Genomic DNA, 21,573 nt, shown 5'->3' with positions numbered 1-21,573 from the left:
CAGAAGATAGAATAGCTTAAGTGCTGTCAGTTTTTTAACGTATTTGTCAACACCTGCGTTATTAATAAGCTGAAAAATTTTTTCGTTAAAAATTGGCTGAAACAATTGAAAAAATGTGGATTTTGTGATATCCTTGCCTTGCATTATAGCTTCTCCTTTATATTAGAGATTTGGGCAAGGACTACCCTTAATCTCTATTATAAAGGAGATTTTTATATTTCTCAGCTAAAAAACGCATAATTCGTCCTATTTTGTGTTAAATCGAATTAATTCCCAGCTTGACAAATTTTAAAAAATTTTATGCAACACTACTGTTTATCAGGCTTCTGTTTTTGCTTTGGTTTTTCCGGTTTCTGCGAATGCTCTTTATTATTCCCGATCTCTGGCTGTTCGTCTTTGTCATCCTTAAACAGGTCTTCAGCTTCATCAGCCTGGATCTCTCTGATACTGCGCCTGTTCACTTCTTTGATATCCAGCTCTTTCCCTCTGGCTTTCAGGCGCTTCCAGGTCAGATATTTTCCTACGGAAACCTGTTGTTTATCCGCTTCCTCCTTGTCGGAGGGGTCAGCTTCCAGAGCAATGGCTTGAGCAGGAAGAGCTTTCGCTTTGATTTTTTCAGCCAGAACCAGCTTGACCCGCTCTTTTACTAATACCGGTTTTGCCTTATTTTTCTTTACTACCGTCAGAGTGGTTACAATCAAATTTTGCCTGTTACCGGGGAGGTAATTACTTTTTGCTGCCAGGTCGAGGATTTGATCCAGAGCTTCTTCCCAGGTCAGGCCTTCCAGTTTAGCTTTAGCCAATAGTCTCTGACCATCAGAGTTTAAACCGCGGGCGGAGATAATATGTCCATTTTCCGTTAAGGCGAGCTCAATACTGGGGTTGATATCGACCGTCAGAAAGGCAACAGGCTCAGCCTGAGCTAGCTGGATATTCTCCCCGGGTTTTACTGCTGGCGGCTGGCTCACGGTTTGTTGGATAGGGTTTTGCTGTGGCTTTAGACCAGCCAGCAGGAATAGAAGGGCGACAGCAGCTGCCAGGGTACCTAGAGCCCAGTTAGGCCAGGACAGGGAAGAGGCAGGAGTGAAAATGATTTCCTCACCGGGATTAACCTGGTGATTTTTAGCCGGTATCCGGTGAAAATCTCCGTCCGGGGTTAGGACAATCAAATATTTGCCATCGCGCTTGACTACCATGCCTTTAATTTTGGCTTTCATTCCTGCTCCCTCTCTTCCAGTTGTAACAGTGGTTTGAGATAATAGATTAAGTGAACAAACTCCGTTGCGTCATGTAGAATCAAAGCCACAGCAATCAGATATTTGCGCCCCTTTTCCAGGGTCTTCAGGCTGACACCGCTCACTTCAGCCAGCTGCTTCGCGGGCACAGTTTTTTTCTCCAGCAATTGCTGAAATAAGGATTGATTTTGGGCCAGGTAGCGGGCAGCTTTGACTAATGCCTGTTTGGTATCCCTGTGCCTGGGGGCTGAGTCCACCAGGTCATTAAAGCTAATGGCGAATGGTCGAAGTTTTTCTTCCAGCAGGGCCAGTTCCAGTCCGCGCTCTTCCGCCAGGGAACGGGCTTGATACTGGGCCAGAGAAAGTTGCAGTTCAGCGGGACTGAAATCCTCTTCCTGTTCGTTTTCAATATCCAGACTGAGATGCTGGTGCCGCTGTTCGGCCCGCAGCCAGTCCAGCAGCCGGCTCCGGATTACCAGAGCGGCAAAAGGAAGAAAGGGAGTACCCTTTTTCTGTTGAAAGCGAAGTATGGCTTCATCAAAGGCGGTCAGTGCAATATTTAGTTCCTCATCTACTCCCCAGTTTAGAAAACGCCCTACTGTCTGACTGGCTATTTTAACAATAAATGGTTGATATTCCTGCAAGAGCTGTTCCCTGAGTTGACGATCCCCTTGCTGGGCCCGGAGTACCAGTTCCTCCATCTTTACACCTCTATGGCTTTTTCTTTATATTATACGATAGAATTTAAATTTTTGGGGGTTAAATTAATGGCAAAACGTTATCGCGGCCAGGGCGGAGTCAGTACAGTCAGGCCTGGAGGCCATCCGGAGGAAGTTTTTTTAAAAATAAAAATAGCTCCAGGTTGTATTCGGTACCTGAAAAATATTCTTGAAGGATATGAGCATCTGGCGTTTATGGTACCTTTAAATGGGCGGGAAGGGATTGTGGCCCTGCATACTACCAGCAGCTTGAAAAACAATTTAATCGCTGTTCTGGAAAACTTACCCTTTCCTGTGGTTTTTCTCTATGATTAGGAATAGCGAAAAATTATTTTGATATTAGCAGGAAAATCGGCCTGACATAGCGAATTAGCTTATATCAGATTGTTCAGTTAAGTACAAAAGAGGTGGCCTCGATGTTTAACCGGATGGAACCATGGTTAAGCCCCCTGCCCTTACATAAAGGGGATATGATCGATTATGAATATCGTTATGGTTTCCTCTTTAGGGGAATGGTAGCAGGGATTACAACTGTTCTGGGCTGGTGGCATACCAATGGCTATGGCTTTTCGCTAGTTGGCGCTTTACTGGTGTTGTTGTTGTTAAATGTTTTTTATTACCTGGCCTTACGTCAATGTTATCGCATTCGCCTTATCTGGGGTATGCGGCTGTTAATTTCCCTGACCATGTTACTCTGGGTCTGTTATGTGACGGTCCTGCCAGGCATGTTAAACTTACAGGCGGCATTGTTGATGGCCGTCTTACTGGAGCTGGCCATGGCCCAACCGGGGCTGATGGAGTTTGTTTTACTGGGGCTGGGAGGCCATCTGGCCTTTGTGGCAGCCCACTGGTGGCGGGAAGGGAACTTGCTCTTTTATGCGAGTAAAGAGTTCTGGGCCACCATCATCGTTGTGTCTTTCTTTTACCTGGGAGTTTTGCTGGTGATTCGACGCACCTGGTGGCCGGAGCGTTTGCTGAATCAAGCGGATAATTATGCCGGTTTTTTGAACCGAAAATCTTTTATGCAAATGGCAGAAAATAAAATTCAGGAAGCGGAAAAAACGGGTGAAGAGCTGAGCCTGGTTCATATCGATTTGCACGGTTTGGATGAAATTGCGGCCCGCTACGGGGTAGCTATGACGGAGATATTTTTTCGCACCATCATCCAGGACAATCAACGCCAGCGCTGGGGTATAATGGGGCGATGCGGTTATCAGCGCCTGGGTTTGCTGGTGGAAGGAGATTATCAGCAGGCCCGGAACATGGTAGAGAGATTTTTTCAACACCTGCGGGAAAAACACCAATTCTTTTTCGGCGAAGAAGATGTCTTTGCCCAGGCGGGACTGGCTTCCTACCCTCAACATGGCCATGCGGTTTTTCAATTGATTGATTATGCTGATCTGGCCCTGAGCTATGCCGGGCATCAACCCTGGGCCATCCAGGTTTATCATGGACTGGGGGACTGCTGTTCCAATTTGTCAGCACGCCGGTATATAGGCCATCTTCAGACTTTGCTCAACCGGATTAAGGATTATGATGAAGAACTATACTGGCATTCGGTCAATGTCGCCCAGTATGCCGCTTTTCTGGCCTGCTTGCTGGGATTACCTGCTCCAGAGGTCAATCGTATACGCCTGGCCGGTTTACTGCACGATCTGGGCAAAACCAGCTGGAGCAGGGAACTGTTTTTGAAAACGGGGAATTTAACGGAAAAAGAGTGGCAGGAGATCAAGGAACACCCTCAACTGGGCTGGCAGCTGATTACTGAAACCACTTCCTGGATTCCCGATGAAATCCGATATGGGGTACTTTATCATCATGAGAATTTTGATGGGAAGGGGTATCCTAAGGGTTTGGCCGGGAAAAATATCCCTCTGGTAGCCAGGATTATTGCTGTGGCTGATGTCTATGATGCCTTGCGGGAAGAACGGCCTTACCGGCCCAGCAAGAACTTAAGTGAGGCCTTACGGGAATTAAACAGGATGGCCTACCAGCGGCTGGATCCCTATCTGGTAGAGTGTTTTATCCAGCAAATCAACGGGCTGGAAAAGGATTTGCCGCGCAAACTGACAACGAACACGGTAGAAGAATGGATTCGCATCACATTTTGTCATAAAAGTGCTTGACACCTCCCGCTGGAGGTGTTATATTTTTAGCAATAAAACAAACTAAACAAATCGGAATTATAGGAATAGGGGGAGTGGTCATGGCATTGGTGAATCGAGTTTTAACAGGACCGGAAAGGGAGGAGGCTTTGACCCGGCTGGAGAAAGCCGAGAAGATTCTGCTGGGGGCCAAAGAGTTATCGGATCTGGAAATGCTGGCAGTAGGGGCTTTTTCACCCCTAACCGGCTTTATGACTCAGGAGGATTATCGGCGGGTGGTGGCAGAAATGCGCCTGGCCGACGGGCAAATCTGGAGTATGCCCATCACCCTTTCGGTTTCAGCGGAACAGGCGGCCAGCCTGAAACCCGGGCAAGAAGTGGCTCTGGTGGGTGCCGACCAGACTATCTATGGGTCATTGCAGGTGGAAGAAGTTTACAGCTATGATAAACGAGAAGAAGCCCGGCAGGTTTTCCGCACCGAAGATGAGGCCCATCCCGGGGTAAAGCGCCTGTATGAGCAGGGAGAATATCTAGTCGGGGGACCTATCTGGCTGGTAAACCGGCCCAGACCTCAGTTTCCCGATTTTCACCGGGATCCCGAGGAAGTGCGGGCAATCATCCGTTCCCGGGGCTGGCAAACGGTGGTTGGTTTCCAGACCCGCAATCCGGTCCACCGGGCCCATGAGTACATCCAGAAATGCGCTCTGGAAATAGTGGATGGCTTGCTCTTGCACCCATTAGTAGGAGAAACCAAGGCAGATGATATTCCTGCCCATATTCGCATGGAGAGCTATCAGGTGCTGCTGCAAAAGTACTATCCCCAGGAGCGGGTGCTGCTTTCAGTGCTGCCGGCAGCCATGCGTTATGCCGGACCCAGGGAAGCAGTTTTTCATGCTCTGATTAGAAAAAATTACGGCTGCACCCATTTCATTGTCGGTCGAGACCATGCTGGAGTTGGCAATTATTACGGTACTTATGACGCCCAGCTGATTTTCCGGGAATTTAAACCGGAAGAACTGGGAATAACTCCCCTTTTCTTTGAGCATACCTTTTACTGCCGTGCCTGTGGCAATATGGCATCAAGCAAAACCTGTCCCCATGGTCGGGAAGAACATGTAGTATTGAGTGGTACCAAAGTACGAGAGATGCTCACCCGGGGAGAAGTGCCGCCACCGGAATTCACCCGGCCGGAAGTGGCGGAAGTCTTAATTCGGGGTTACAGGGAGGAATAGTTGATGAAATGCCATTACTGCGGCAACCGCCGTTCGGAACTATACCTGTATTGCCCGGCCTGCGGGGCAGAGGAGGGCAAGGAGTACCGGCAGCCCCCCCGGACTTTTGAGCTTTATCGTACTCATCGCCTGCCTGCTCAAATCTTACCGGAGGGAAAACGAGACCTGTTTCGGGATTTTATCAAAATGCCAGTGGGTAATCTCTGGATAGTCCGTATTCTCCTGCCTCTGGGCCTCCTGCAGGCGGATCAGCTGGCGGAAATAGGGCGTCTGGCCAGAGAATATGGCCAGGGGGAAGTGCACTGGACCACTCGCCAGGGCCTGGAAATTCCCGGAGTGCCGGGGGAAAAAGTGCTGGACCTCCAGGATGAATTAGCTGCCCTGGGGCTTAAAACAGCACCCCGGGGAGGCACTGGGCGCAATGTGGTTTGCTGTCCGGGTCAGCCCACCTGTACCAACGGGCTGGCGGCAGTGAGGGAACTGGCGCAGCAGTTACAGCAGGAGTTTGCCGGTAAACAGGGTTATCCTCATAAGTTCAAAATTGCCATTTCCGGCTGCCCCAACAATTGTGCCCGGGCTGAGGCCCATGATTTTGGCCTGATTGCGGTACAACAGGTTCGGGTGGAAAAAGAAAAGTGTACCGCCTGTGGGCTTTGCGCCAGGGCCTGTAAGGAAAAAGCTATTACCATTACCGCAGAGGGGGCAGTAATTGAGTACAGCAACTGTCAGGAATGCGGTATGTGCCTGCGGGCCTGCCCGGCCGGAGCGATTATAGAGACTGCCAGGGGCTACAGGGCACTGGTTGGCGGAAACGGGGGACGGCATCCCCGGTTGGGACGGCTCTGGCGTCAGCTGGCTCAGGCAGAGGAAATTGTGGATTTAATTAAAGAGGTACAGGCTGACTGGATTGCCCATGGCCGCACCAAAGAAAGAATAGGCGCTTATCTTATACGCAAAGAGCAGGAGGGGAAAGCAAATGAGCAATAAGGAAAAAGGTTTTATACTCTGGTTCACTGGTCTATCCGGGGCTGGCAAATCCACCCTTTCCGGTCTGGTAGCCGAGGAGCTGCGGCGGCGGGGTAAAAAAGTGGAGATCCTGGATGGAGATGAAGTCAGGGAAAATCTGTCCAAAGGTCTGGGGTTCAGTAAGGAGGATCGGGATACCAATATCAAGCGCATCGGCTTTGTAGCCAAACTGCTGGCCCGTAACGGGGTAGTGGCCATAACCGCTGCAATTTCCCCCTACCGGGAAACCAGAGACTATGTCCGCTCCACTTATCCTGATTTTGTGGAGGTATTTGTGGATTGCCCCCTGGAAAAATGCATAGAGCGGGATGTGAAGGGCCTGTACAAAAAGGCTCTGGCTGGAGAAATTCCCCAGTTTACCGGGGTTTCTGATCCCTATGAGCCTCCTTTAAATCCGGAAATTGTGGTAAAAACCCATGAGCAAACCCATGAAGAGTCAGTAGCTACTATTATTCGCCGGCTGGAGGAGTTAAACTATCTATAAATAGAGATTGTAAAGGAGGACCAGCCCATGATTGACCTCCATACCCATACCACAGCCTCTGATGGCACCTTCCGTCCGGCTGAACTGGTGGAGCTGGCTTATAAGCAGGGTTTGGCTGCTCTGGCGATTACCGATCATGATGTAGTAGATGGTTTAGCAGAAGGCATCGCCCGTGGCCGTGAGCTGGGCCTGCCTGTTATTTCCGGAGTGGAAATCAGTGTTGAATGGCAGGGGCGGGAGATGCATATACTGGGCTACTATATCGATCACCAGCATCCGCAATTACTGCAAAATCTGGCCCAGCTCCGGGAGTTTCGCGCCCAGCGTAACCCGAAAATGGTGGAGAAGCTACAAGCCCTCGGGATCGAGATAACCATGGCAGAAGTGGAAGCCAAAGCCCAGGGGCAGGTGGTGGGGCGCCCGCATTTTGCCGCTGTATTACTGGAAAAAGGGGTAGTAAGTTCGGTAAATGAAGCTTTTGATAAATACCTGGCCCGGGGGGGACTGGCTTATGTTCCGAAAGAGAGGCTAACCCCCCGGGAGGGAATAACTTTGATTCGTCAGGCTGGAGGGGTTCCGGTGCTGGCTCATCCCAGGTATCTAGGTTTAGCTCAGTCCCAGCTGGTTGATCTGGCCCGGGAATTGCGGGATTATGGGCTGGCCGGAATAGAAGTCTATTATTCGGAAAACAGCGAGGCTGATACTGCTCAGGCCAGAGCAGTTGCAGAAGAACTGGGGCTGGTGATGACCGGGGGCACGGATTTTCATGGTACCAACAAACCGGAAATCCAGCTGGGACGCGGTCATGGCAATTTAAGTATTCCCTATAGCCTGGTTGAGGAGTTGGAGAAAGCATGGAAAAGGTTGACCTCTTGATCATTGGCGGCGGGGCAGCCGGATGTATGGCTGCTATTGCCGCCCGGGAAATAGACCCGGCTTTAAGGGTAGTAATAATGGAGAAAGCGGAAATCAGCCGCAGTGGCTGCCTGGCAGCTGGAATCAATGCGATTAATGCCTATCTTAACCCGGGCCAGACCCCGGAAACTTTTTTGGCTTATGTGAAAAAAGATAACTATGGTCTGGTTCGGGACGATCTTGTCCTGACTATGGCCGAACGGTTTAACAGCATGGCTCGCCGTCTGGCCGAATGGGGGTTGCCCTTCAAACGGGATGCCGAGGGCAATTTTCTTCCCCGCGGGCCCCGTTCGGTACAAATCGAAGGGGAGAGCATTAAGCCGGTACTGGCCGCGGCGGTAAGACGGGCAGGAATAGAAGTCTGGAATCGCACGGTATTGCTGGATCTGGTCCAGGTGGAAGGCCGTGTGGTGGGGGCCCTGGGCTGGGAGACCAGAACTGGCCGTTTCCGCCCCGTCCTGGCCAGAGCCGTTATCCTGGCCACCGGGGGAGCAGCAGGTATCTATCGTCCTAATAATCAGGGAGAAGCCCGCCATAAAATGTGGTACTGTCCCTTTAATACGGGGGGTGGGCTGGCTGCTGGCTTACGGGTTGGGGCAGCCTTAACCTCTCTGGAAATGCGGTTTATAGCCCTCAGGACCAAGGATGCCATTGCTCCCACCGGGACGCTGGCGCAAGGAGTAAAAGCCAAAGAAGTAAATGCCCGGGGGGAAAACTATCTGGAACATTATGCTGACCGCACTACTCCGGGCCGACTGGCGGCCTTGCTGGCGGAAATGACGGCAGGACGGGGCCCCTGTTATCTGGATACCTCTCATCTGGGAGAGGAGCAGCAGCGGCAACTACAGGAGGCATATTTAAACATGGCTCCTGGTGCGGTGCTTTACTGGGCGGATCGGAATCTGAGGCCCAATCAGCCGGTGGAGATAATCGGGACTGAGCCCTATCTGGTGGGCGGTCATGGTATGGCAGGATTCTGGATAGATAGCGGTCGCCGAACCACTGTACCGGGCTTGTATGCGGCTGGAGATATTGCTGGTGGCGCCCCCAAAAAATATGTAACCGGGTCCATGGCTGAAGGGGAAATTGCTGCTCATACGGCTGTAGCCGAGCTGCAGGAATATGATGTTGAAAAGGCAATGGCTGCGGCCGAAACTCTATTAAAGCAGCGACAAAGTCAGTTTGAGCGATGGCAGAAACAGCAAGGGTATCTGACCCCCTGGCGTTTGGAGGAGAGATTGCAAAAAATCATGGATGAATATGCTGGCGGGATTAGCACCGGCTATAAATATACGGAAGCCGGGCTGAAACGGGCCCGGCAGGAGCTGGCCTGGCTGGGCGAAGATTTGCAGCAAATAGCCTGTACCGACAATTACCAGCTTTTACAGGCGATTGAAGTGGAAGAGCGCTGGTTGCTGGCCCGGGCCCTGGTTGAACACATGCTCTATCGCAAGGAGAGCCGCTGGCCAGCCTATCAGGAGTTTCTTGACTATCCCCGCCGGGATGACGGGCGCTGGCTCTGTTTCATCAATTCCCGCTATCGCCGGGAGCAGGATATGTTTGCCATAGAGGAGGTGCCCTATCATGCCACCTCTGATTAACCGTGAACGCTGCAATGGTTGCGGCCAGGCGGCAGAGAGCTGTTGCCAGCGGGTCTGTCCGGGAGATTTGTTAATCCGGAAAGATGGTAAGGCAGAGTTGCGTGACGGGCGGTCCTGCTGGGACTGCGCCGCCTGTGTCAAAGCCTGTCCCCGTCAGGCTATCCGGTTGGTCCTGCCGGCAGAAATCGGTGGCGGCCGGGCCTGGCTGGGGATTGAAGGGAAAGAATGGGTGCTGGCCTATCCTGATGGTAAAACTGAACGATTTCCTTTACCAGAAACCAAAACCCCGACCTGATCTTCAGGCCGGGGGCTCTTTTATTTGCTTTGACAGAGGTCTTCTTCGGGAAGCGGAGGGAAAGCGGGGTTTGGAGGGGCATCCCCGAAACGCATGATGTGTAACTCGCCACCTAATGCTTGCTGATAGAACTTAACTGCTTCTTCGCAATTGCCATTGAAAGTTACGTACGGTACTACCCAGTTACCCAATATTACCCCTTCTTTCTGAAGAATTTCATGTATATTATAACGGATTGGGTTGTAATTGCAAAAAAAATCCCTTGACAAAACATCCCTACCATTAAAAAAATGATTGCGCAAGGAAATAAGTTGCACTATAATAAAAACTGACCAGTCAGTACAAAAAGGGGGAGTTATAATGCCAAGAAAAAGGATGCTAACAATTATCGCCGCTGGAATACTGGCCCTGGCTTTTAGTGGTTTCTGGCTCATGGGCGGTGGCAGTAGTAGTGGCAGTATCCTGACAGGCGGGAACACCTACACAGCTACCATCGAGGGTACAGAAATAGACGTAGCCTTCAAGATCCCCGGCAAATTAGCGAAGGTATACATTGAAGAAGGAGACCAGGTAAAACCAGGTCAGCTCCTGGCAGAGCTGGAAAGTAAAGAACTGGCCGCCCAGCTGGAACAGGCCCGCGGTGCCTATCAGGCGGCTGTGGCGAAAGTAGCTCAGGCTGAGGCAGCGGTTAAGGCGACCAGAGAAGGAGCCTGGGCCCAGCTAAGCAAAGCCCAGAGTGGCTATGCTGCCAAGGCTGATGCTAACCGCAAGAATGTAGCCATGGCCAAAGCTGCCCTGGATGCGGCCCAGACCGCTAATGACATTGCTAAAGCCAACTGGCAACGGGTTCAGGAACTGTACCGGGAGGGAGCAGTGCCAAAAAGCAAATATGAAGAAGCCCAGATGGCGTATGCCAAAGCCGAGGCAGAACTGGCAAGAGCCAGAGAGACCTATAATCTGGCCAGCGGAACAGCCGGGCAGAAAGAAGTAGAAGCTGCGGCCGATGATGTGGCTTTGGCCCAGGCCAATCTGGAGCAAATCAACTTGCGGGAAAAAGATGTGCAGGCAGCCAAAGCCGCAGTGGAACAGGCCAGGGGGGCCCTCAATGCTGCTCAGGCCATGTATGAAAATCGCCTGCTCTATGCTCCCGCTGGCGGGATAGTATTAACCCGCAATATGGAGGCAGGGGAGATGGTGGCAGCTGGCTTGCCTTTTGCCACCCTGGTGGATTTGGATGACCTCTTTATCAAGATCTATGTTACTGAGGACAAACTGGCCTCTCTGTCCACTGGCAAGGAAGTGACGGTAGAAATTCCTGCCCTGAATAATGCCGTCTATAAGGGTAAAATCGTAAATATCAGCGCTGCCGCTGATTTTGCGGTGAAAAAAGCTACCAGTGAACTGGGGCAGACGGATATTCGTTCTTTTGCCGTTAAAATCAAACTGGTGAACCGGGATCACAAATTGCGGCCGGGTTTGACAGCAAAAATACGCCTGTAAAGGGGTGGGAATAATGTTGGAAGTTAACAACCTCAGTATTGCCCGCCGCCGAGGTTACTATTTTCAGAATCTATCCTGGCGCTTGCAACCTGGTGAGTTACTACTGGTCTATGGAGCTCGCAATAGTGGCAAAACCCAGTTACTGGAGGTTCTGATCGGCGCTAGAATCGCAGCGTCCGGGGAAGTTAGACTGGCTGGCCAACCTGTGCGGGGAGGATTGCCCTTGCCCATTACCCGAGTGGGTTATGCGCCCCAGAGCCTGGGGCTATGGCCCGATTTGACCGGGGAAGAAACTATCAACTTTTTTACCGGCTATAATGAACAATTAACCAGGGAGTTAAAACATAACTGGCAACTGGAAGAAGCCTGGCGGAAACCGGTGGGAGAGCTGGAAGGGCCGCTCAGGCAGAGAATAAATCTTGCGGTCAGTCTCGCGGGGAACGCTCCCTTGATTGTCTGGGATGAACCTCTGGTAATAGCCGATCCTGGAACACGAACAGTGATTTTCGATAATTTGCAGCTTTCCTTGCAGTCTGGCAAAACGATAGTATTGACCACTGCGTTCTGGCAGGAGGCAGAAAATTTGCCAGTAGATAAAGTTCTGTGGCTGAAAGGAAATGAAGCTGTTCTGGTGGCACCGGTAGAACTCTCTCGGGCTTTGCAGGGAGGGGTGTCGGCATGAAAATCAGTGACATCGCCTGGCTGGAATTTCTGCATATTAAAAAGGACCGACGCCTGGCAGCGGTTTTATTCTTAATACCAGCACTTTATCTGCTGATTTTTGGTTATCTTTATTCGGCGCAAAAAGTAAGGGAATTGCCCACACTGGTGGTGGATGAAGAAAATTCCTATCTGAGCCGGGAACTGGTACGGGCCTATGACCAGTCGGAAACCTTTCGCATAAGCGGTTTTGCTCTGAATGAGACAGAGGCGCAAAAGGAAATAGATGCAGGTCGGGCGCAGATAGTGCTGATAATTCCGGCGGGATTGACCAGGGACTTAAAAGAGGGAAAAAGTCCGGCGATTATGACCCTGATCAATGGCAGCAATATGATTATCGCCAATGCTGCCACCAGGGCGGCCAATGAGATCGTCGCCACCTTTGGCGCCGGAGCCAGTCTGAAAGTCATGGAAGCAGCGGGCATAAATCCGGAAAAAGCCCGGCATACCCTGCAACCTTTGTTGTTCCGCTATCGGGTCCTTTACAATCCCACTTTTAATTATACTAACTTTCTCTTGCCCGGGTTGCTGGGAGCCGTAATTCAGCAGGTCCTATTGCTGGGGGTCGCTTTAGCTATCACCAGGGAAAAGGAGCAGGGAACCTGGATTCGTTTGCTGCAGAGCCCAGGGGGACCCAAGACGGTGCTTCTGGGTAAAGGATTGGTTTATTTCCTGGTCGGCTGTCTGGATTCCCTCTTGACCTTTGCCCTTTTACATTGGCTTTGGGGTGTTCCCATCAAGGGCAATGGTCTTTTGCTTCTTGTCTTTAATTTGCTATTTATTCTGGCTTTAGTCGCAGTGGGGCTGACAGCATCTCTTTTCAGCCGGACCCAGCTGGAGGCCACTCAGGTAACCATGCTGATTGCCATGCCCTCTTTTCTCCTGTCAGGCTATACCTGGCCTATGTTAGCAATTCCTGATCCCTTAAAACCCCTCAGCTTTATTTTACCTCTGACCTATTATACCCATGGTTTACGGGCCCTGGTGGACCGGGGCCAGGGCTGGCAGGCTCTGAAGGTGGATGTGGCCGCTTTTCTGGCCCTGATTTTCCTCTGCTGGTTGCTGCTAAAAAAATTTGCAACAAATTTTGCGGAAAAGCAGGAAAATAACCCTGTCAGTGACGAATAATATAATGGTTTGTAACGGATGGTGCAAGAAAAGCGGCGGAGGTGGTGTTGTGAGCGCCCATGTAGTTTTGCTCACTCCTCCCTATCATGCAGGGGTTATTGAAATTACCGGAACCTGGCCGCCTTTAAATCTGGTGTATCTGGCAGGGGCTTTGCGGAATAAAGGCATACAGGTTGAAATTTATGATGCCATGTCTTTAAATCATAGCGTGGCTGAGATCCAAGCCAGACTGGCTCAGGTGAGGCCGCAAGTAGTAGGAATTACGGCTACCACTGCCAGCGCACCGGCGGCAATAGCCACACTGAAAGCGGTCAGAGAGGTGTTACCCACTGCCTTGCTGGTGATGGGAGGAATCCATGCCACCTTCTGCTGGGAAGAAATTTTAACCAGCTCTCCCTGGGTTGATGTGATCATCAGGTGGGAAGGGGAAGAGACTTTCCCGGAACTGGTGCAGGCCTGGCAGGATGGACGCAGTTTCCGGACTGTCAGGGGAATTGCCTACCGGGAACAAGGCGAGCCTTGCGCCACCGAGCCAAGGCCTCTGATTGAAGATCTGGATACCCTGGCACCAGCCTGGGATTTGCTGGACTGGGATTTATACCGCTACCGGATTACCGATTCCCGGCTGGCAATTGTCAGTGGCTCCCGCGGTTGTGATCAGGAATGTCGCTTCTGTTCCCAGCACCATTTCTGGCGTAAACAATACCGGGAGCGCAGTCCTGAATCTCTGGTTCAGGAGATCCTGGAGTTGCGGGACCGTTTTGGGGTGGAGATGGTACTGTTTGCTGATGAATATACCACTAAAAACCGGGAACGCTGGGAAAAGTTCCTCGATCTTTTGCTTGAGGCTCAACCGGGGGTCATGCTGACGATGGAAACCAGGGCCCCCGATATTGTACGGGATCAGGACATCCTCTGGAAATACCGGGCCGCCGGGTTTATCCATGTCTATATCGGCGTGGAATCGGCCAACCAGGCTACTCTGAATGCCTTGCAGAAGAATATCAAGGCGGAAGAGGCGGAAACAGCCATCCGCCTGCTGAATGAGCAGGGAATTTTGACCGAGTGCTCTTTTCTCCTGGGACACTGGGAGGAAACGCCCCGGTCCATTGAAGAGACTTTGCAGCAAGCCTTGCGGTATAATCCGGATCTGGCCCATTTTCTCTTCCTGACGCCATGGCCTTATGCCGACCTGTGGCAACAGGTAGCGGAAAGAGTAGAGGAATGGGATTTCAGCAAGTATGACCTGGTTCATCCCATCATGCCCAGCCGGGCTATGAGCCGGGAGGAGCTGCGGGAAGCCATGGTTCGCTGTTTCAAGGTGTTCTACCGGGAAAAAATGCGCCAGTATTGCCAGGAAGCTGAAGATAGTTTCAAGAAACGGTATATGCAAAAATCCATGAAAGTGCTGTTCAATAACTCTTTTTTGACCGAATTTCTGGCAGGAATGAAAAAGTGAACTTGCCAGCGGAGAACGGCAATTGGAAGCAAATCCCCCCTGTGGTAGCTTAAACGCTATCAGAGGGGGGATTTGCTTAGGGCCGGGAATTGTATAGGATACTACCTATTATTAATAACCAGCCCCTGGCCTAAGCAAGCCAGGGGCTGGTTGATTCGCGATGAACATTTCTATTCCAGTCTTTCCCCGACATAACGGGCCAGATCTACTACCCGGCAGGAATAACCCCACTCATTGTCATACCAGGCCAGGACCTTGGCCTGATGCTTGCTAATGGCCATGGTAGAAAGGCCATCGACAATCGAGGAAGCGGAGTGGCCGATGAAATCAGAGGACACCAGGGGTTCCTCGGTATAGGCCAGAATGCCTTTCAGCGCACCATTGGCCGCTTCCTTCAGGGCGGCATTGATGGTTTCCACTGAAACTTCTTGTTCAAAATCTGCGACCAGGTCTACCACTGAAACATTGGGGGTAGGTACCCGCAGGGCCAGGCCGTTCAATTTGCCATTCAGCTCCGGCAACACCTTGCCTACGGCTTTGGCAGCGCCGGTAGTGGTGGGAATGATGGACTGGGCACAGGCCCGGGCCCGCCGTAAATCCTTATGGGGATTATCCAGGTTTTTCTGGTCATTGGTATAGGCATGAACGGTAGTCATCATACCGCTGATAATGCCGAATTTCTCATGCAGCACCTTGGCCACCGGGGCCAGGCAGTTGGTGGTACAGGAAGCATTGGAAATAATATGATGATTGGCCGGGTCATAGGCCTGTTCGTTTACGCCCATTACGATGGTCACATCTTCGTTTTTGCCCGGAGCTGTGATAATTACTTTTTTGGCACCGGAAGCCAGGTGTAGACTGGCCCCGTCCCGGTCTTTAAATTTGCCGGTGGCCTCGATGACGATATCTATTCCCAGGTCACCCCAGGGCAAATTGCGGGGATCCCGGTCGGATAGACAACGAACTTTCTGGCCATTAACATAGATTTCCTGCTCTCCGGCAGCAACATCTGCACTATAAACCCGATGGATTGTATCATATTTTAACAAGTGGGCCAGTATGGATGGAGCGTAGGATGCATTGATGGCCACTACCTCAAAAACAGGATCCAGGGCCGCTGCCCGCATGACCAGACGGCCAATGCGACCAAAACCATTGATACCGATTCTAATTTTCTTCATCTCACCATAAACCTCCCCTTATTGTTAAGCCACATAACACTATTCGCCGAAAACAGAGAAAATCCTGCATACAAAATATATTTTTTCGCTAAATAAGTATGACACATTTGCTGCAATTGTGTCTATATATTGCTGCCAAATTTTTTGCTTGAATTTTGCAAAAATTATCTTGACACAGGTAAGGATTGACAGCTAAAATTAAATCAGAATGAATATTCATTCAGTAAGATGTGGGTAAAAGGGAGGTAGAGGGAATGAAAAGGGAAATCCGCACAGCTGCGGTCCTTGGTGCCGGGGTGATGGGTGCTACCATTGCTGGCCATCTGGCCAATGTGGGCATTCCGGTTCTGTTGCTGGACATTGTGCCCAGGGAACTGACTCCGGAAGAACAGGCCAAGGGGTTGACGATGGAAAGCCCGCAGGTCCGCAATCGATTTGCAGCCAGGGGCAAAGAACTTTTACTCAAGAGCAAACCGGCTCCCCTGTATGTGCCGGAAGTAGCTCAACGTATTGAAATCGGGAACTTTGAGGATGATTTGCCGAAAATCAAGGATGCTGACTGGATTATCGAAGTGGTAGTGGAAAACCTGGCTATCAAGCAACAATTACTGGCCAGAGTAGCTCAGTATCGCAAGCCAGGAGCCATTGTCAGCACCAATACTTCTGGTATTTCCGTCAATAAAATGGTGGAGGGCCTGGCGCTGGAATTCAGACAGCATTTTCTGGGAACCCATTTCTTTAACCCTCCCCGCTATATGAAGCTGCTGGAAATTATCCCGGGAACAGATACCCTGCCGGAAATTGTGGAGTTTTTGTCCTGGTTCGGGGAACGTCGCCTGGGTAAAGGAATAGTTTTGTGCAAAGATACTCCCAATTTTATTGCTAATCGCATTGGAGTTTATGGTATGGTATCTACGGCCCAGGCCATGGAAGAACTGGGCCTGACTCCGGAAGAAGTGGATGCTCTCACCGGACCGGCTCTGGGGCGACCCAAGAGCGCTTCCTTCCGTACTCTGGATATGGTTGGACTGGACACTTTCCTGCATGTAGCGGCCAATGTACGGGATAATGTCACCGAACAATGGGAAAAAGAGGCTTTCCGCATTCCCGAGTTTTTGACCAAAATGGTGGAGAACAAGTGGCTGGGGGATAAAACTGGACAAGGGTTTTATCAAAAGGTAAAAACTCCGGAAGGCAAGCAGGTCTTGACCCTTGACTGGCAAACCTTGACTTACCGGCCCCAGCAGAAGGTGAAGTTGCCCCAGGTGGAGATGGCCAAACAGGCTCCCGGTGGGCTGGCCGGTCAGATGAAGGCTCTGGTTAATGGCAAGGACAAGTACAGTCAAATGGCCTGGCTTGCAGTCAGCCGTCCCCTGTTGTACGCTGCCCGCAAAGCCCAGGAGATTGCCGACAGCATTCTGGCCATAGATAAAGCCATGGAATGGGGCTTTAACTGGCAAATGGGGCCCTTTGCCACCTTTGATGCCCTGGGGGTAGAAGCTACTGTGGCCCGTATGGAGGCTGAAGGTCAGGAAGTACCCGCCTGGGTAAAAAACATGCTGGCTAAAGGCTTCAAGTCCTTCTACAAGAAGGAACAGGGCCAGTTATGGCAGTATGACTGGAACAAAGAGGACTATGTCCTGGTGGAAGATAAACCGGGGTTAATTATCCTGAAAAACCGGAAAGAGCAACCTGGAGCCGTGATTTACCGTAACTCCGGTGCCAGCCTGGTGGATCTGGGTGATGGCGTCGCTTGTCTGGAATTCCATTCCCCCAACAATGCCATCGGTGGGGATATCACTGATGCTATTCGCGTTGCGGTGGAAGAAGTGGAGAAAAACTTTGTGGGTTTGGTAGTTGGTAATCAAGGGAAAAACTTCTGTGTTGGTGCTAACCTGATGTGGATGCTGTTTGAATCCCAGGCAGGGGACTGGGATGAAATCGAGCTGATGGTCCGCACCTTCCAGAACGCCGTGATGAGCCTGAAATACTGCCGCAGACCGGTCGTGGCGGCGCCCTTCGGCATGACCCTGGGCGGAGGCTATGAGGTCTGTGCCCATACCCATAGGATTCAGGCAGCAGCTGAGACTTATATGGGTCTGGTGGAGCTGGGTGTAGGCCTGATCCCGGCTGGTGGTGGCTGCAAGGAGCTGTTATTGCGTATGTATGAAGGTATCCCGGCTGGCACCAGAACTGACCTGCAGCCCTTTGTCAACAAGGCCTTTGAAACCATTGCCATGGCCAAAGTTTCCACCAGTGGTCCTGAGGCTAAAACTCTGGGCTACCTGCGGGCAAGCGATGGGATTACCTTCAATAGTGATTATCTGATTGCTGAAGCCAGGGAAGCGGTTCTGGCCATGGATCGTACCGGCTTTATGCCACCAGAGCCCAAACAGATTCCGGTGGTCGGGGAGTCGGGTTATGCCACCATGGCCTTAGGAGCCTATTCTCTGAAGATGGGGGGCTATATCAGCGAATATGACGAACACCTGGCCAAAAAAGTTGCCTATGTCCTCTCCGGTGGCAAGGTGCCGGCTGGCACTCTGGTAACTGAACAGTATCTGCTGGATCTGGAACGGGAAGCCTTCCTGAGTCTGGCCGGTGAACCCAAGACCCAGGCCCGCATGCAACACATGCTGGCCACGGGCAAACCCTTGCGGAACTAGGAGGTGGAAAGAATGAGGGAAGCTGTGATTGTTGCCGGTGCTCGTACTGCGGTAGGGAAAGCACCCAAAGGGACCTTGCGGCATGTTCGCCCGGAAGATATGGGGGCAGCGGTGATCCGCAATGTGCTGGAACGGGTACCGCAGGTTCAACCTGAAATGATAGATGATGTGATTGTCGGTTGCTCTTTCCCGGAAGGGGAACAGGGTTTCAACATGGGCCGGGTGCTGGTCCTGCGGGCGGAATTGCCTATCACTGTACCCGGGTTTACTATTAACCGTTTTTGTTCCTCCGGTTTAAACGCCATTGCCCTGGCTGCCCAGCAAATTATGATCGGCCAGGCGGATATCATCCTGGCCGGTGGCGTGGAATCCATGAGTATGGTCCCGATGGGTGGCAATAAGATTGCCCCCAACCCCTGGTTAATGGAACACATGCCTGCTGCCTATATGGGCATGGGTCTGACGGCGGAAAATGTGGCCCAGCGCTATGGTATTACCCGGGAGGAACAGGATCGCTTTGCTCTGGCCAGCCACCAGAAAGCAGCAGCGGCTATTCGGGAAGGCCGGTTTAAGGATGAAATCGTTCCCCTGACTGTAAAACAGGGCAAAAAGGAAATTATCTTCGACACTGATGAAGGGGTGCGGTCTGACACTTCTCTGGAAGCGCTGGCCAAACTAAAGCCTGCCTTCCATGCAAAAGGTACTGTAACTGCCGGGAACTCTTCCCAGACCAGTGACGGAGCTGCTTTTGTCATGGTCATGGCCAGAGAGAAGGCAGAAGAGCTGGGTCTAGAGCCCCTGGCGGTATTCAAGGCCTTTGCTGTGGGTGGGGTTCACCCTGATGAAATGGGGATTGGTCCGGTAGTAGCCATTCCCAAGGCCTTGAAAATTGCCGGGCTGACTTTGGATGATATCAAAGTGGTTGAGCTGAATGAAGCCTTTGCTTCTCAGGCTCTCTATGTCATAAAAAAACTGGAGCTGGATCCTGCCAGGGTCAACCCCAATGGTGGCGCCATTGCCCTGGGTCATCCCCTGGGTTGTACAGGAGCTAAACTCACCGTCAGCCTGATCAATGAACTGAGACGGCGGGGCGGTGGTTACGGTATCGTCAGTATGTGTATCGGTGGCGGTATGGGTGCTGCCGGAATCTTTGAAGTACTGGCCTAATTATGAAGGGAGGAAATGAGCATGGGAGAAAGAGTAAAAGGGGGCGCATTTTTGCTGGGCTCTGTCAGTCCGGAACAGGTCTTTACTCCGGAGGAATTTACCGAAGAACATAAGATGATTGCCAAAACCGCCTTTGATTTTACCGCCAAAGAGGTAGAGCCGCGGGTAGAAGAATTGGAAAAATTAAACCCGGAACTTATGTCTTCCTTGCTGAAACAGGCCGGGGAGCTGGGCCTGCTGGCGGCCGATATTCCGGAAGAATATGATGGTGCTGGTCTGGATAAAATCAGCTCCATGTTGATTGCGGAAAACCTGACCCGGGGCGGATCCTTCGGGCTGGCCCATGGGGCTCATACCGGCATCGGTTCATTGCCCATTGTGCTGTTCGGTAATGCCGACCAGAAAAAACGCTATCTGCCTGCCCTGGCCAGTGGGGAAAAGATTGCCGCCTATTGCTTGACTGAACCAACTTCCGGTTCCGATGCGCTGGGAGCTAAAACCCGGGCTGACCTCAGTGCTGATGGAAAATATTATATCCTGAACGGGACCAAGCAGTTTATCACAAATGCCGGCATGGCTGATGTTTTCGTGGTTTATGCCAAAGTGGATGGTGACAAATTTACTGCTTTTATCGTGGACCGGGAGACCGAAGGCCTCAGCCTGGGCCCCGAGGAAAAGAAAATGGGAATTAAAGGCTCTACCACTCGCCAGGTTATTCTGGAAAACGCCAAAGTGCCGGTGGAAAATGTACTGGGCGAAATCGGCAAAGGCCATGTCATTGCCTTCAACATCCTCAATATCGGCCGTTACAAGCTGGCGGTAGGTTGTCTGGGAGCAGCAAAACATGCCATCGAGCTGGCGGCCAAATACAGCCTGGAGCGTAAGCAGTTCGGCAAGCCCATCGCCTCCTTTGGTATGATTCGGGAAAAACTGGCCCGTATGGCTACCAGCATCTATGTCACTGAAAGTATGGTCTACCGTACCGGAGGCCTAATCGATGCTGCCCTGGCTGAAATCGACCACCATGCTGAAGATGCCGGACCCAGAATCGGGCGGGCAATCGAAGAATATGCTCTGGAGTGCAGTATTAACAAAGTCTTTGCTTCCGAGGCCCTGGACTTTGTAGCTGATGAAGCTGTTCAGATTCATGGCGGTTATGGTTATATTTCCGAATATCCAGTCGAACGCATTTACCGTGACTCCCGGATCAACCGGATTTTTGAAGGGACCAATGAAATAAACCGGCTGATCATTCCCGGCATGCTGATGCGCAAGGCGATGAAAAATGAATTGCCCTTCCTGCAAGTGGCTCAGGCCCTGCAGAAAGAGCTGTTACAGCCTCTGACTCCGGTTAGCGATGAACCGGTAACCTGGGAAGCCCAGCTGGTGGAACGGGCCAAGAAAATTTTCCTGCTGACTGCTGGTTCTGCTGTGCAGAAACTGGGGCAGAAACTGCAGGATGAACAGGAGGTCCTGGCTCGCATCGCAGATCTGGTCATCGAAATCTTTGCCATGGAAAGCGCGGTACTGCGCACCATCAAGAAAGTGCAGGCCAAAGACCTGTATGCCGATCTGGCTGTGGCCATGACTTCTTTCTATTGCTTCGATGCTTTCCGGCGGGTGGAAGGCTATGCCCGGGAAGTACTGCTGGCTATCGAAAAAGGGGATGTGCTGGCTACCCAGCTCAGTGCCCTCAAGAAACTGGCCCGTCCACCTTTTGTTGACTGGCTGGGTCTCACCCGTACCATTGCTGCCAAAGTCCTGGATTTTCAGGGCTATAAAATCTAAATCCTCTACCCACCTTGTACCCCGGCCTGGCAGAGCCGGGGAAATTTTTGTGCGCCCGGCATGGGCGTTGTCTATAGGGTGAAAGTCCCGAACGGCGAAGGTAGCAGTAGCCGTAGCTTAAGACAAGGGTGTCCACCGTGAGGTGGAATCTGAAGGAAGTCGGCGGCAAACCTCCGGCCCGACGAACAGGAACCACATAAGAGGCTAGCGGCAGTTGGATGAGCTTGCGAAACAAAGCGAAGTCCTTGCTACCGAAGGCTGCCGAGAGTAAATGTGGCGGGTAGATGGAGGGAAAGACAGCGCTCTTACCCGGGGAGGTCTGCCGGAGATGTTGGTAATGCCAATAACCCAG

The 21,573-nt window shown here is 51.5% G+C and carries 18 protein-coding genes; 15 read left to right on the top strand and 3 right to left on the bottom strand.

Annotation, left to right across the window (positions count from 1 at the left end; translation table 11 throughout):
• Positions 1-308: 308 nt before the first annotated feature.
• The gene (locus B5D20_RS11400; RefSeq protein WP_078666357.1) at positions 309-1,217 is read right to left on the bottom strand and encodes an anti-sigma factor domain-containing protein; all 909 of its coding nucleotides are present in this window, start codon (positions 1,215-1,217) and stop codon (positions 309-311) included.
• Positions 1,214-1,936, bottom strand: coding sequence for an RNA polymerase sigma-I factor (gene sigI, locus B5D20_RS11395; RefSeq protein ID WP_078666356.1), 723 nt, complete (start codon positions 1,934-1,936; stop codon positions 1,214-1,216). The genes B5D20_RS11400 and sigI overlap by 4 nt, the downstream gene beginning before the upstream one ends.
• Before the next feature lie 66 nt (positions 1,937-2,002).
• Between sigI and B5D20_RS11390 the strand changes: the two genes are divergently transcribed.
• The 12 genes from B5D20_RS11390 (at position 2,003) to B5D20_RS11335 (ending at position 14,419) form a co-directional block, all read left to right on the top strand.
• A complete protein-coding gene (locus B5D20_RS11390) occupies positions 2,003-2,269 on the top strand; it encodes a DUF4911 domain-containing protein (RefSeq protein ID WP_159071843.1) in 267 nt (88 codons plus the stop codon).
• Positions 2,270-2,370: 101 nt separating this feature from the next.
• Positions 2,371-4,080, top strand: coding sequence for a bifunctional diguanylate cyclase/phosphohydrolase (locus B5D20_RS11385; RefSeq protein WP_078666354.1), 1,710 nt, complete (start codon positions 2,371-2,373; stop codon positions 4,078-4,080).
• Positions 4,081-4,160: 80 nt separating this feature from the next.
• Positions 4,161-5,291 carry a sulfate adenylyltransferase gene (gene sat, locus B5D20_RS11380; protein ID WP_078666353.1) on the top strand — a complete coding sequence of 377 codons (1,131 nt, stop codon included), beginning with the start codon at positions 4,161-4,163 and terminating at the stop codon, positions 5,289-5,291.
• A gap of 3 nt (positions 5,292-5,294) precedes the next feature.
• Positions 5,295-6,278, top strand: a complete 984-nt coding sequence (locus B5D20_RS11375) for a 4Fe-4S binding protein (RefSeq protein WP_078666352.1) — start codon at positions 5,295-5,297, stop codon at positions 6,276-6,278.
• Entirely contained in the window at positions 6,268-6,801 is a 534-nt protein-coding gene (gene cysC, locus B5D20_RS11370; RefSeq protein WP_078666351.1) for an adenylyl-sulfate kinase, read from the top strand. The genes B5D20_RS11375 and cysC overlap by 11 nt, the downstream gene beginning before the upstream one ends.
• A 27-nt stretch (positions 6,802-6,828) precedes the next feature.
• Complete coding sequence (locus tag B5D20_RS11365; RefSeq protein WP_078666350.1) at positions 6,829-7,677, top strand: PHP domain-containing protein; 849 nt, start codon at positions 6,829-6,831, stop codon at positions 7,675-7,677.
• Positions 7,656-9,317 (top strand): adenylyl-sulfate reductase subunit alpha, encoded by a 1,662-nt coding sequence (locus B5D20_RS11360; RefSeq protein ID WP_078666349.1) that lies wholly within the window; start codon positions 7,656-7,658, stop codon positions 9,315-9,317. Before B5D20_RS11365 ends, B5D20_RS11360 begins: the two co-directional genes overlap by 22 nt.
• Positions 9,301-9,612, top strand: a complete 312-nt coding sequence (locus B5D20_RS11355) for a 4Fe-4S dicluster domain-containing protein (protein WP_078666348.1) — start codon at positions 9,301-9,303, stop codon at positions 9,610-9,612. The genes B5D20_RS11360 and B5D20_RS11355 overlap by 17 nt, the downstream gene beginning before the upstream one ends.
• Positions 9,613-9,972: 360 nt before the next feature.
• Positions 9,973-11,112, top strand: a complete 1,140-nt coding sequence (locus B5D20_RS11350) for an HlyD family secretion protein (protein ID WP_078666347.1) — start codon at positions 9,973-9,975, stop codon at positions 11,110-11,112.
• Between the two features lie 13 nt (positions 11,113-11,125).
• On the top strand, positions 11,126-11,794 hold the full coding sequence (locus tag B5D20_RS11345) for an ATP-binding cassette domain-containing protein (protein WP_078666346.1): 669 nt from the start codon (positions 11,126-11,128) through the stop codon (positions 11,792-11,794).
• Positions 11,791-12,960 carry an ABC transporter permease gene (locus B5D20_RS11340; RefSeq protein ID WP_078666345.1) on the top strand — a complete coding sequence of 390 codons (1,170 nt, stop codon included), beginning with the start codon at positions 11,791-11,793 and terminating at the stop codon, positions 12,958-12,960. Before B5D20_RS11345 ends, B5D20_RS11340 begins: the two co-directional genes overlap by 4 nt.
• A gap of 49 nt (positions 12,961-13,009) precedes the next feature.
• Positions 13,010-14,419, top strand: a complete 1,410-nt coding sequence (locus B5D20_RS11335) for a B12-binding domain-containing radical SAM protein (protein WP_159071844.1) — start codon at positions 13,010-13,012, stop codon at positions 14,417-14,419.
• 170 nt (positions 14,420-14,589) lie between these two features.
• Here the strand turns inward: B5D20_RS11335 and B5D20_RS11330 are convergent, their stop codons facing one another.
• Positions 14,590-15,600, bottom strand: coding sequence for a glyceraldehyde-3-phosphate dehydrogenase (locus B5D20_RS11330; protein ID WP_078666343.1), 1,011 nt, complete (start codon positions 15,598-15,600; stop codon positions 14,590-14,592).
• Between the two features lie 254 nt (positions 15,601-15,854).
• Here B5D20_RS11330 and B5D20_RS11325 point away from each other — a divergent pair, with 254 nt between their 5' ends.
• From B5D20_RS11325 to B5D20_RS11315, 3 genes are read left to right on the top strand one after another with little or no spacing between them, the layout of a single operon-like run.
• Positions 15,855-18,266, top strand: coding sequence for a 3-hydroxyacyl-CoA dehydrogenase/enoyl-CoA hydratase family protein (locus B5D20_RS11325; protein ID WP_078666342.1), 2,412 nt, complete (start codon positions 15,855-15,857; stop codon positions 18,264-18,266).
• Between the two features lie 12 nt (positions 18,267-18,278).
• Complete coding sequence (locus tag B5D20_RS11320; RefSeq protein WP_078666341.1) at positions 18,279-19,433, top strand: thiolase family protein; 1,155 nt, start codon at positions 18,279-18,281, stop codon at positions 19,431-19,433.
• Positions 19,434-19,454: 21 nt separating this feature from the next.
• Positions 19,455-21,221, top strand: a complete 1,767-nt coding sequence (locus tag B5D20_RS11315; protein WP_200803505.1) for an acyl-CoA dehydrogenase family protein — start codon at positions 19,455-19,457, stop codon at positions 21,219-21,221.
• Positions 21,222-21,573 lie beyond the last annotated feature (352 nt).

Origin of the sequence: Carboxydocella sporoproducens DSM 16521 (genome assembly GCF_900167165.1) — a bacterium.
In the GTDB taxonomy this organism is placed as follows: Bacteria; Bacillota.
Note: the sequence above shows the minus strand (reverse complement) of the source record. Positions and strands in the feature narration are given on the sequence as shown.

Coding starts and splice junctions, on each gene's coding strand:
- B5D20_RS11400 (WP_078666357.1), bottom strand. CDS start 1,217: ATGAAAGCCAAAATTAAAGGCATGGTAGTCAAGCGCGATGGCAAATAT.
- sigI (WP_078666356.1), bottom strand. CDS start 1,936: ATGGAGGAACTGGTACTCCGGGCCCAGCAAGGGGATCGTCAACTCAGG.
- B5D20_RS11390 (WP_159071843.1), top strand. CDS start 2,003: ATGGCAAAACGTTATCGCGGCCAGGGCGGAGTCAGTACAGTCAGGCCT.
- B5D20_RS11385 (WP_078666354.1), top strand. CDS start 2,371: ATGTTTAACCGGATGGAACCATGGTTAAGCCCCCTGCCCTTACATAAA.
- sat (WP_078666353.1), top strand. CDS start 4,161: ATGGCATTGGTGAATCGAGTTTTAACAGGACCGGAAAGGGAGGAGGCT.
- B5D20_RS11375 (WP_078666352.1), top strand. CDS start 5,295: ATGAAATGCCATTACTGCGGCAACCGCCGTTCGGAACTATACCTGTAT.
- cysC (WP_078666351.1), top strand. CDS start 6,268: ATGAGCAATAAGGAAAAAGGTTTTATACTCTGGTTCACTGGTCTATCC.
- B5D20_RS11365 (WP_078666350.1), top strand. CDS start 6,829: ATGATTGACCTCCATACCCATACCACAGCCTCTGATGGCACCTTCCGT.
- B5D20_RS11360 (WP_078666349.1), top strand. CDS start 7,656: ATGGAAAAGGTTGACCTCTTGATCATTGGCGGCGGGGCAGCCGGATGT.
- B5D20_RS11355 (WP_078666348.1), top strand. CDS start 9,301: ATGCCACCTCTGATTAACCGTGAACGCTGCAATGGTTGCGGCCAGGCG.
- B5D20_RS11350 (WP_078666347.1), top strand. CDS start 9,973: ATGCCAAGAAAAAGGATGCTAACAATTATCGCCGCTGGAATACTGGCC.
- B5D20_RS11345 (WP_078666346.1), top strand. CDS start 11,126: ATGTTGGAAGTTAACAACCTCAGTATTGCCCGCCGCCGAGGTTACTAT.
- B5D20_RS11340 (WP_078666345.1), top strand. CDS start 11,791: ATGAAAATCAGTGACATCGCCTGGCTGGAATTTCTGCATATTAAAAAG.
- B5D20_RS11330 (WP_078666343.1), bottom strand. CDS start 15,600: ATGAAGAAAATTAGAATCGGTATCAATGGTTTTGGTCGCATTGGCCGT.
- B5D20_RS11325 (WP_078666342.1), top strand. CDS start 15,855: ATGAAAAGGGAAATCCGCACAGCTGCGGTCCTTGGTGCCGGGGTGATG.
- B5D20_RS11320 (WP_078666341.1), top strand. CDS start 18,279: ATGAGGGAAGCTGTGATTGTTGCCGGTGCTCGTACTGCGGTAGGGAAA.
- B5D20_RS11315 (WP_200803505.1), top strand. CDS start 19,455: ATGGGAGAAAGAGTAAAAGGGGGCGCATTTTTGCTGGGCTCTGTCAGT.